This is a genomic window from Burkholderia sp. BCC1644, from assembly GCF_902833225.1.
GTDB lineage: Bacteria > Pseudomonadota > Gammaproteobacteria > Burkholderiales > Burkholderiaceae > Burkholderia.
On sequence record NZ_CADFEI010000007.1, the window covers coordinates 355,582 to 364,585 of the forward strand.

Below are 9,004 nucleotides of genomic sequence, written 5' to 3' on the forward strand. Positions count from 1 at the left end.
TCATTTCCCCTGCGCCGCGAGCGCCTTCTCGACCTGCGCGAGGCGGTCGGCCAGCTCGCTGATCTCGAGCACATCGAGCTTCGCGCGGATCATGTTCACGAGCTGCTGGGCGATGTCCGGCGAGACCTTTCCGGCGGCTACGGCGCGCAGCACGGCGTCGACCTGCTGCACAGGCGTGCCGTCCTCGGGAAACTCGAACTGCACTGCGGGCGCGACGGGCTTTGCGGCCGGCGCCACGCGCGTCAGCAGTTCCTTCAGCATCAGCGTGTCGCCCTGTTCGATCGCTTTCTCGGCGACCTTCTTGTAGAAGCCCTTCTCGTTCAGCTTCGTCTGTTCCTTGATGGCCTCGAGGATCTTCGTGCGCATCTCCTTGCCGCGCGGCTTGCGAGTGCGGGGTTGGCGCTCGGCCGAAAACTGGGTGGCTTCTCTGCTCATGTCCGTCATTCCTTCCGTGATTTGCGGTGGTGGGTGCCCGTCTTTCCGGGCTGTCACTGCCTGGCACATTCAAGCTGCAGTTCGCCTCGGAGACGCTCCCGCCCTTTCGGGCGCCGCATGTGCCATACGGTGTTGATCGTCACGCCAGTCGAGGAACGGGCGGCGCAGGAAGTGGTGAAAGCGATCGATCGCGTGCTGATCGGTCGCCAGCTCGCGACGAGACTCGACCTTGCACACGGTGCGGATGAACGTCGCGGCCTCGTCGATCGTGACGGGGTCGCCGTTGACGTAGGTGCCGACCCACTCGCGGAACTGCGGATCACGCGGCAACATGCCGGCGAGTTGGACGATGGTCGCCATCAGTCGCGCTCCTCGTCGCCTTCGCTCGCAGCGGCGGCCGTCGTGTCCGGATAGAACGCGCGGCACGCCGGGCTGATCGCCGACGTCTGGTAGCGATCCGACATGCGACTCAGGCAGTCGCCGAACTCGGCGTCGAAGTATTCGCATTCGGCGCAGGTGCGCTGCATGTCAGGCCTCCTCGACGCGAACGCGGATGCCTCGCATTACGAAGCGCGACAGCCAGTCGTCATCGGGAAGCCGGCCGGTGCCGGCTGCGTAGATGCCGATCGCGTACAGCGCCGGCGTGAGCCACCAGGCACGGGAGACGGTCAGACGGATTTCCTGTCGCATGTCACACGTCCTCCACGGCAAGCGCGACGGGCGGCATCGTGCGGCCGATCACGTACAGGATCACCGGCGCGCCAGCGGCGAGTGCCGCCAGCTCGGCAGACGTCGGACGCCAGTACGAAGCGACCGCGTCGACGCCTTCGACGAACTCGACGCGCGTGATCGGCAGCGCGCTGCACGGCAGTTCGCCATGGTCCCAACCTTGCGGCGCGCCGAGCACCGCATTGTTCGATGGGTGTTGGATGCGGTCCACGTCACACCTCCAGCGGATCGGGGATCGGCAGGTCGAGCGCGAGGCCGGCCTGCGGCTGAGCGACGACGATCGGCGTGATCGTGACGACGACGCGCGCATCGCCGTCGGGCTCCCCCACCCGGCCGGAGTCGGCCCAGATCCAGAAATCGTCTTCGAACGCGATCTCCTTCAACGAGTCGTAAAGGCACTTGCGCGCGTTGTCGAGATCGATGCGCTGTACGGTGTCGTCCCAATGCGCGCCGTGCAGTCGCTGACGCTTCTGCCAGTCCTGCGGACGCTTCGCGTACAGCACGATGTCGACGCTCACGCGGCCCTTGATCGCTTCGCGCACGCCCGCCGCACGCAACAGCCAGCCCACCTCCTGCTTGTAGGCTTTCGCCTCGGCGCTCGGCGCGGTCATGACTCGCTTGCCGAGGATGAACGACTTCCAGTAGCGGTTCGCGCTGATCGGATACGGGAGGGTGACGGTCAGCATGGCGCCACCTCCGCACGCCGCGCTTCCTCGACGCGGCGCATGCGCTCGGCGATCGCACGCAGCATCTCGCACTCGATGTCGGTCAGCGCGAGGCCGGCCGCATTGAGCTGGATCTCGCCGCTGCGGATCGTGACGGCCGGGCGCGCGAGCGTACCCTCGGCGACCATCATCATTGCGTCGACGATCGCGCTCTGCAGGATCGCGGTGAACTGCGTGGTCAGGCCCGGCAGCTTCGAGCGATCGATCGACGCGATGCCGCGCGCGACCTCAAGCGCATGCCGATCCCATTCGGCGGGCGGGGTGCGCGTGCTCATCGTGCGGCCTCCATCAGCGGGCGAAGGTCTTCGCGCACCGGGTTCTGCGCGAGCTTGTGCAGCGTCTCGAGGAACGCCGGTTCGGCGTACACGCCGGTCTGCTCGATCTGCAGCAGCAGTTCGAGCGCGCCGATGCGGATCGCGCGCACCTGGTCGGGGGACGGCAATGCCTCGGCGCTGCTCGCTCGCGGCGGCGGCGGTAACGGTGCGTGCGGATCGGGTCTCATGCGTCGGTCTCCGAGAAGTGGGGTTCAGCGTGTGTCGGACCGGTCACCGGCGCCGAGGGAATGTCGTATTGCCGGCCGATCTCGCGCGTCAGCTCGATCAGCTGGTTTTCTGCGGCGAGGATGGCCGCGTAGCCCGCGCCTTCGCGGCGCAGGAGCTTCACGCGATCGACGATCGCGGCGTGCTGGTTCAGCACCGAGGTGATGGCGTCGTTGCTCGCTGACGAGCCGCGGAAGTGGCACGCGCAGTACCACTTCCCCGACACGCCGAACGAGCCGAGCATCGGGCAGCCGTAGGCCGCGCAGCTGCCTGCCGGGACGCCGTCGGTGTTCATGCGACGACCTCGTCTTCGACTTCATCCGCCACGGGTAATCCGCTGATCGGGCGAAGACAGCGATCGGGGACCGGCGCGAAAACAGTGGTGCGCGTGCGGTTATGACCCATCGGCGCTTCCACCGGATTTTGGAATCGAACGATCCACTCGTAATCGACGGCCTCGTGCCAGACGCCGTCAGGAAGCCTGAAGTCGACGTTCTGCGGGCAACGTCCGACCACTTCGACGACGCGCCCCGCGACGACTCGGCCACGGATCAGGATCGCCAGATCACCGAGTTTGCAGTTCATGCCCGCACCTCCGCCGCATAGCCCGTCACGCGCCGCGCCGCCGCCTGCTTCAGCTCCGCCGTGTGCTCGGCGTCCTCACGTGCACGGGCGGATTTTTCGAGGGACGAACGCGTGCGCGCGCTCCCAATCCCCGCAACCATCGCCTTCAACCGCGCGAGGTTCGCCTCGACATCGACGGCCGGGGACGGATCGCTTTCGCTCGTCAGCAAAGGCACGACGGCCTGTGCATGCGTCAGCTGCAGGCGCCCTGCTCGCACGGCCTGGTCGACGACCTCGATGCGGCGTTGCGCGTCGAAGCCCTGCGAGACCACCCACTGCGGCGGCTGATTCGCACCGCGATTCCTGTCGACAATCCGCGCGTATGCCGCCTTGAACGCCATGCGTGCACCGATCTCGTCACCGTCGAACACGGGCGATGCGATGGCCCATGCCTCGGCGATTTCCTGCGTCCAGACGACGGTCTCGCGCTCGTCGGCCGAGCGGATCGCGATGGCCCATGCTTCATCGGGCTCGGGCCGGCCGTCGCTCATCTTCGGCAGGTGCTTCAGGATCGACGCGGGCGTCGGCGCGAACTCGCTCGTCGCGACGTGGCGCGACAGCGCGCGCAGCACCGCGTCGAGCGGAAACGTTTCGAGCTGCGACCAGAAAACGCGGAGCACTGCGGGGCTCGGGAGCGCCTGGCGCGCGGTTTCGTGCGCGAGATCGAGAGCGTCCTTGAACGCCTGCTTGTCGTTCGGGGTCATGGGTCAGTGCTCCATGTCGATGACGTTGGGATCGGATTCGGGCGTTTCCGCCAGCCACGCGTCGCCGTTCGCCTTGCTGATCGCGCGGCGGCGTTCTTCGGGGGTCTGGCGGGATTGCATCGGCCGAGCGCCGTTGCGCGGGCGATTCGCTTCGGCCGCCCAGCGTTGCGCGATGGCGATCACGAACCCGGCCTTGATGCGGCCTGTCGGATCGGATGTTTTCGCCTCAACGCATGCAGCCTCGATGGTCGCGACCGTCATGCCGGCTTCAGCGGCTGCGATGACGCGCGGGTCTCCGGGATGGGCTTCGATCGAGTGCCGACGCATGGCGGCGGACAGGTCGGACGGACGGACAGCTACGCGAGGTTCACCACCTACGTCCGTCCGTACAGAGGGGTTTACTGTCTCTGTCCTTGTCCTGTCCTTGTCTATAGCCGTTGCAGGTGCGTCACCGGAGACGCTTTGCGACGTCACACCGGTGACGTTTTCCGTAACAGGTGCGACGCTTTCCGTAACAGGTAGCGTCGCAATCAGGCGTTCCAGTTCGGCCGTTTTCGTGTCGTATGCGGGGACGATTCCATGCTGGCGGAGACGCTCGAACATCGCTTTGCGCCGCTCGCGGTGCTGCTGCTGCCGCGTCTGCTGGTTCTCCTCGCGCTCGGCATGGTCGTCGCGCCGCTGCATCGCCTCGATCGCCTTCTCGGCGATGACCGGGTGATACAGGCGCCCGTCACTGCACTTCACGAAGCCGCGCAGCGCGACGGCGCGGACTCTCTTCCACTTGGACAAGTTTTCGGACAGGCCGGCCAGATGCGCGAGCACGCGGTCGTCGTCCGGCAGACTGGCGGCCGGCACCTGCTGCCAGCACTTCGCCCAGAGACGGAACGCCGTCTTGAACTCGTCGCCGGTCGAGATCCCGAACGTGTCGCTGTCGATGACGCGCACGACGTCAAGCGGCATCCAGCGGTAGCCCGTCAGATCGCAGTCCGCAGGGGTGAGAGGATTCGGGAGGTCGTTCACACCCACCTCCACGCGCCGCCGAAGGCGAACCAGATGACGCCGAGCATCCAGGCGTCGATGAACAGTTCAAGCACGGTCAATCCCCCTGCTCCGTCCCCGTCTGTCCCGACTTGGGCCGGCGCTCGAATGCGACGACAGCCGGGTGCAGCGCGCCGTAGGCGCTCTTCAGCACGTGGTATCCGAGGTAATCGGGCGTCGACACGCCCTGTTCTGCCGCGCGCACCGCAAGGTCGGCAGCTTCCGCCACCGGCAGCCGAACGGGCTGATCTACGCGGTCTTCGCTCATGCGCGCACCCGCGGGCCGATTTGCCCCAAGTCGGCACTGACGGCCACGAGCTGCGCGGGCAAAGTGCCAACCGCGCCGAACAGCATCAGTTCGGTCAGGCGAGCGAGCGCCGCGGAGTCGCTGTCGATGCCGTGGAGTGCTTTCCAGGTCTGGAGCGCCTCGTACGCGGGGTCGCGCAGGCGTGTCTTGACCTCGTTGCGATATTCGGCGCGGGTCGGTTTGGCGGGTTTCATGCCGGAACCTGCGCGGCTTTAGGATGCGGTTGGTTCGGCGCGTCGCCAGCGCTGGCCTGTTCGGCTTTCGCGGCGAAGTGCTCGGCGTGAAAGGCGTTGATCCGATTCCAGTTCGACGCCTTGGTGTCGGCGATCTTGCCGGTCTGAATCCGGCTGATCGTCGCTTGCGGGATATTCGTGCCGGCGCCGATTTCGCTCTGGCTGACACCGTCGACAGTGAGCTCGTCGATGAGCTCTTTTGCGGTTTTCATGAGGACGCTCCAGTAGGCTTTGGAGCGTATTTTATACGTTTTCGTATTGTTGTAAATCACTTTCGTATAAATGCTTGCTGACACCTATACAAATCCGTATGTTCTGCGCATGTCGAATAGCACCAACTTCCTCGCGCAGAACCTCCAGTGGCTGCTGGAGCGGCACGGACTCAATCCGAACTCGCTCGCCGAACGGCTTGGCAACAAGCCTCCGCAGGCGACGATCTTCCGCATCCTGAATGGCGAGAGCCTTACGCCGAGGGATTCGACAGTGCAGCCGCTCGCCGAGCACTTTGGCGTCCTGGTCCATGAACTGCGTTACGTCGACCTGCAGGCCGCGCACGAGAATCGCAGCAGCTCGCGTTCAGGTGATAGTGACCTCCCGAACCCGACGGAGGATGAGTTCTCGATGGTTCCCCAGCTGGACATTGCCGCAGCCTGCGGTGATGGGAAGTACGTCGATCACGTCGTCGTGAAAGGCGGCCTGGCATTCAAGCGTTCGAGCCTGCGCGACTTCGGCGTGCCCGAAAACGCCGCGCGGATCATCTATGCCTCCGGCGGCAGCATGTCGCCTACCATTCAGGACGGATGCGTCGTGCTGCTGAACACTGCCGACCAGGCGCCCAAGGAAGGCAAGATCTTCGCGATCTGCACGCCCGACGGCGGCCTGGTGCTGAAGCGGCTGATCTGGGACTACCATCCGACGATGGGTTCCCAGACCTGGATCATGCGCAGCGACAACCCCGACAAAAACGTGCATCCCGACAAGGTGCTCCCGCCCGACGATCGCACGATGATCATCGGCCGCGCCGTCTGGAACGACAACCGCCTGTAACGCCTTCACGGAGTCCGCGATGAGAACGCGCTTTTTCGCCTTGGTGGCCCTTGCCGTGCCGGCCGTTGCACTGGCGCAGTCGCAAACCTGGGGCATCAAGAGCAACCAGCATCTCGGCGGCGTTCAGTTCGCGCAGCCGGGCGCCGGCACGGCTCCCAAACCGGCGACCGAATGCCAGATGAAGTCGGCCTATGCCGAGTTCGTCGTGTCGAACCGTCAGCGCGGCCTGCCTGAATCTGCCATCCCCGACCTCTACGGCAAGAAGCTCGACGCCACATGGAAGCGCCGAGCACGCGCGCAGATTTACAGCGATGCCAATCTCGCGCTGAGCGATCCGATGCGCGTCGGCGAACAGGTCTATCGCGAGTGCCAAGCCATCCGGTAGACGCGCACATCGTCTTTCAACCCTTCTGAGAGCCCCGCCCCGCGCGGGGCTTTTTCATTTCCGGCGCCTCTCCATTCGTTCTCTCCCAGCCACGTGAAAATTTATACGCTTTCGTATTGACGTTCTCTATACGATTTCGTATTATTCGGTCCAAGGCAATACGAAACCGCGAGGCCCGAAATGCTCCACCACCACCCGATCACTCCCCGCGCACTGCCGTCGCTGGTCGACAGCTATGCGGACCGCGCGCAGGCGGAGACAGACGCACGCGCCGAAGCTGAAGAAGCGGCGTTCGAGCGCGCCTCGGCCGAGGTCGAGATCGACGACGTGATCAACGCGATGGCGGAGCTGCCTGCGGGCTTCCGCGCGAAGGTGATGAACGCCTTCCTCGACAAGAGCGACCACGCCCACTTCGTCTACCTGCTCGAGATCCTGTTCGAAGACGCGTTCAACGCGGCGGCCGAGGGCATCGCGAAACGCAAGGGGTATTGAGCCATGAGCCCGACCGCCCGCGCCCTCTGCCAGCACCTCCTTTACCCGTTCTACGACGCGATGTCGCGCGCACATGCGCGCTTCCTCGCGGCGCAGCTGATCGCTCGGGGGTGCTGACGTGACCACCACCCGCCTCCTGATCGGCGCCGCTGCGCTGCTGATCCTCGCCGCTGTCGTGATCGTGCGCGCGATCGGCCGCATCGGCAATGACGACCACCACCGCGGCTGAGCCGCGCACATCACCGGGGATCCACATGAACGAGATCAAGTACGCCGACAAGCAGCTCAACGCTGCGCGCGACGCGGTCGCGGCCGCGATCGGCAGTTGCGCATACGACTGCGTGCGCGTCTGGGAGGCATGGAGTGTCGGCACGATGGGTCAGGACGATTTCCTGTCCATCGTTGACGACGCTGACCGAATCGACGAAATCGCGGTCGCTGCGCTGGATGCGTCGGGCGTCGCCGAAATGGCCCTCGCCCTCGAAATGCTCGCCGCCGAAGCCGACACGGGCACGGTCATGATCCCGTCCGGCCTGCGCCTGACCATCGACGCCGCCCTCATCAAGGCCGGCCGCAAGGCTGCGCCGGAGCCGGTGCGGCACGTGACGATCGCGGGAGGTGCGCTGTGAGCCTCGACCGCAAGATCCTGCCCGTCGAACAGTGCGGGTTCGTCGGCAAGTGCATGGCGAGCCCGCAGAGCTACGCGAGTTCGCTGTCGACCTACCGCACGCCGTCGGCGAAGACGGTCGCCGACCACGCGCTCGCTCAACTCGAAGCTGCCCGCGCGAAGGATGTCGCGCTGCACGAGGCGAACCTTGAAGCCATCGAGCGCAACAAGGGGACCGCCGATCGCGTTCGTGCGTTCATGGAAGAAATCGGCATGCCGAAGTCATGGAGCGAGCGCGATACGAAGTCGCGGGCCCGCTTCCCGAAGAACATCACGCGCGACGCCGGGTGGATCGCGGACATCATGCGCTTCATCAAGACGGACGACGGGTTCGCCTTCGCGACAAGCCAGTACAACAGTTTGAAGTCCCGCTACGACGAATACGCCGCGATCGCCGCACGCGAAACCGAGCAGGCCGAGCAGCAGCGCCAGCGCGCAGAACAGGCCGAGCGCGACGCACGCAAGGCGAACGTCGAGCTCGCGCGCGTCGTGCTGCGCTACGAGCTGTCCGACGAATCGACGTGGAACGACGTGCTCGATGCGCTGCGCGGCAAGGATCAGCGCGTCGACCTGGCGCTCGCGATGCTGGCGACGCGTAACGACTGGTCCGAAGGTCCGTACCGAGTGCGCGATGCGCTGTATCGCTTCACGATCGTCACCGACGAAGACAAGGAAATCGCGAGCGACGTCGCTACGTGCCTCCACGACTTCGAAGATGGTCGCGTATTTCGCGATACCACGTGGGGCTACGACCGGATCTTGGCCAGCGTCGCCGACCAGCAGCTCGCGACCGATGCGCTGACCGCCTATCAGCGGCTGGAGGCATGATGCGCGCCACTCTCAACAGACTAACGCCTGTATTTCGTGGTTACAGCCGATCGGTTGTATCGCGCGCGGCGAACGATAACGCGCTGCTCGCCTCCTGCGCGCGGGTGCACCGCTCCATCACGATCGGCGCGGCCTTCGGCCTGTTCGTGTGCGTCGGCGTCCTCTGGTACCTGCTCGTCGCGATCCGCGCCGGAGTTGCCCTGTGACTCCCTTCGACCTTCTCGGCGCACTGCTAGATGGCCTGCACAAGC

Annotated in this window: 21 protein-coding genes; 6 read left to right on the top strand and 15 right to left on the bottom strand. The window is 65.5% G+C overall.

Going from position 1 to position 9,004, the window contains the following annotated elements; genetic code table 11:
* The 15 genes from HWX87_RS16800 to HWX87_RS16870 all read right to left on the bottom strand — a co-directional run bounded on the left by HWX87_RS16800 (window position 1) and on the right by HWX87_RS16870 (window position 5,546).
* A complete protein-coding gene (locus HWX87_RS16800; RefSeq protein ID WP_176048163.1) occupies window positions 1–435 on the bottom strand; it encodes a hypothetical protein in 435 nt (144 codons plus the stop codon).
* Between the two features lie 69 nt (window positions 436–504).
* The gene (locus HWX87_RS16805) at window positions 505–795 is read right to left on the bottom strand and encodes a hypothetical protein (protein WP_176048164.1); all 291 of its coding nucleotides are present in this window, start codon (window positions 793–795) and stop codon (window positions 505–507) included.
* The gene (locus HWX87_RS16810) at window positions 795–962 is read right to left on the bottom strand and encodes a hypothetical protein (RefSeq protein ID WP_176048165.1); all 168 of its coding nucleotides are present in this window, start codon (window positions 960–962) and stop codon (window positions 795–797) included. The genes HWX87_RS16805 and HWX87_RS16810 overlap by 1 nt, the downstream gene beginning before the upstream one ends.
* Before the next feature lies 1 nt (window position 963).
* Window positions 964–1,125: a hypothetical protein gene (locus HWX87_RS16815; RefSeq protein WP_176048166.1), complete on the bottom strand. Its 162-nt coding sequence runs from the start codon at window positions 1,123–1,125 to the stop codon at window positions 964–966.
* 1 nt (window position 1,126) lies between these two features.
* The gene (locus tag HWX87_RS16820) at window positions 1,127–1,375 is read right to left on the bottom strand and encodes a hypothetical protein (protein WP_176048167.1); all 249 of its coding nucleotides are present in this window, start codon (window positions 1,373–1,375) and stop codon (window positions 1,127–1,129) included.
* Between the two features lies 1 nt (window position 1,376).
* Window positions 1,377–1,850 (bottom strand): RusA family crossover junction endodeoxyribonuclease, encoded by a 474-nt coding sequence (locus tag HWX87_RS16825; protein ID WP_176048168.1) that lies wholly within the window; start codon window positions 1,848–1,850, stop codon window positions 1,377–1,379.
* Window positions 1,844–2,164: a hypothetical protein gene (locus HWX87_RS16830; RefSeq protein WP_176048169.1), complete on the bottom strand. Its 321-nt coding sequence runs from the start codon at window positions 2,162–2,164 to the stop codon at window positions 1,844–1,846. Before HWX87_RS16830 ends, HWX87_RS16825 begins: the two co-directional genes overlap by 7 nt.
* Window positions 2,161–2,391 carry a hypothetical protein gene (locus tag HWX87_RS16835; protein ID WP_176048170.1) on the bottom strand — a complete coding sequence of 77 codons (231 nt, stop codon included), beginning with the start codon at window positions 2,389–2,391 and terminating at the stop codon, window positions 2,161–2,163. The genes HWX87_RS16830 and HWX87_RS16835 overlap by 4 nt, the downstream gene beginning before the upstream one ends.
* Window positions 2,388–2,723 (bottom strand): hypothetical protein, encoded by a 336-nt coding sequence (locus HWX87_RS16840; protein WP_176048171.1) that lies wholly within the window; start codon window positions 2,721–2,723, stop codon window positions 2,388–2,390. The genes HWX87_RS16835 and HWX87_RS16840 overlap by 4 nt, the downstream gene beginning before the upstream one ends.
* Window positions 2,720–3,013 carry a hypothetical protein gene (locus HWX87_RS16845; RefSeq protein ID WP_176048172.1) on the bottom strand — a complete coding sequence of 98 codons (294 nt, stop codon included), beginning with the start codon at window positions 3,011–3,013 and terminating at the stop codon, window positions 2,720–2,722. The genes HWX87_RS16840 and HWX87_RS16845 overlap by 4 nt, the downstream gene beginning before the upstream one ends.
* On the bottom strand, window positions 3,010–3,756 hold the full coding sequence (locus tag HWX87_RS16850; protein ID WP_176048173.1) for a hypothetical protein: 747 nt from the start codon (window positions 3,754–3,756) through the stop codon (window positions 3,010–3,012). Before HWX87_RS16850 ends, HWX87_RS16845 begins: the two co-directional genes overlap by 4 nt.
* Before the next feature lie 3 nt (window positions 3,757–3,759).
* Window positions 3,760–4,776, bottom strand: a complete 1,017-nt coding sequence (locus tag HWX87_RS16855) for a DUF1376 domain-containing protein (RefSeq protein ID WP_176048174.1) — start codon at window positions 4,774–4,776, stop codon at window positions 3,760–3,762.
* Window positions 4,777–4,852: 76 nt separating this feature from the next.
* Window positions 4,853–5,062 carry a hypothetical protein gene (locus HWX87_RS16860; protein WP_176048175.1) on the bottom strand — a complete coding sequence of 70 codons (210 nt, stop codon included), beginning with the start codon at window positions 5,060–5,062 and terminating at the stop codon, window positions 4,853–4,855.
* Window positions 5,059–5,295, bottom strand: coding sequence for a hypothetical protein (locus HWX87_RS16865; RefSeq protein ID WP_176048176.1), 237 nt, complete (start codon window positions 5,293–5,295; stop codon window positions 5,059–5,061). The genes HWX87_RS16860 and HWX87_RS16865 overlap by 4 nt, the downstream gene beginning before the upstream one ends.
* A complete protein-coding gene (locus HWX87_RS16870) occupies window positions 5,292–5,546 on the bottom strand; it encodes a hypothetical protein (protein ID WP_176048177.1) in 255 nt (84 codons plus the stop codon). The genes HWX87_RS16865 and HWX87_RS16870 overlap by 4 nt, the downstream gene beginning before the upstream one ends.
* 109 nt (window positions 5,547–5,655) lie before the next feature.
* Here HWX87_RS16870 and HWX87_RS16875 point away from each other — a divergent pair, with 109 nt between their 5' ends.
* The 6 genes from HWX87_RS16875 (at window position 5,656) to HWX87_RS16900 (ending at window position 8,959) form a co-directional block, all read left to right on the top strand.
* A complete protein-coding gene (locus HWX87_RS16875; RefSeq protein ID WP_176048178.1) occupies window positions 5,656–6,381 on the top strand; it encodes a S24 family peptidase in 726 nt (241 codons plus the stop codon).
* A 19-nt stretch (window positions 6,382–6,400) separates the two neighbouring features.
* Entirely contained in the window at window positions 6,401–6,766 is a 366-nt protein-coding gene (locus tag HWX87_RS16880; RefSeq protein WP_176048179.1) for a hypothetical protein, read from the top strand.
* Window positions 6,767–6,946: 180 nt separating this feature from the next.
* Window positions 6,947–7,258, top strand: coding sequence for a hypothetical protein (locus tag HWX87_RS16885; RefSeq protein WP_176048180.1), 312 nt, complete (start codon window positions 6,947–6,949; stop codon window positions 7,256–7,258).
* Between the two features lie 254 nt (window positions 7,259–7,512).
* The gene (locus HWX87_RS16890; protein ID WP_176047868.1) at window positions 7,513–7,887 is read left to right on the top strand and encodes a hypothetical protein; all 375 of its coding nucleotides are present in this window, start codon (window positions 7,513–7,515) and stop codon (window positions 7,885–7,887) included.
* Complete coding sequence (locus HWX87_RS16895; protein ID WP_176048181.1) at window positions 7,884–8,753, top strand: hypothetical protein; 870 nt, start codon at window positions 7,884–7,886, stop codon at window positions 8,751–8,753. Before HWX87_RS16890 ends, HWX87_RS16895 begins: the two co-directional genes overlap by 4 nt.
* Window positions 8,753–8,959, top strand: a complete 207-nt coding sequence (locus HWX87_RS16900; protein WP_244137691.1) for a hypothetical protein — start codon at window positions 8,753–8,755, stop codon at window positions 8,957–8,959. Before HWX87_RS16895 ends, HWX87_RS16900 begins: the two co-directional genes overlap by 1 nt.
* The last annotated feature ends 45 nt before the right edge of the window (window positions 8,960–9,004 follow it).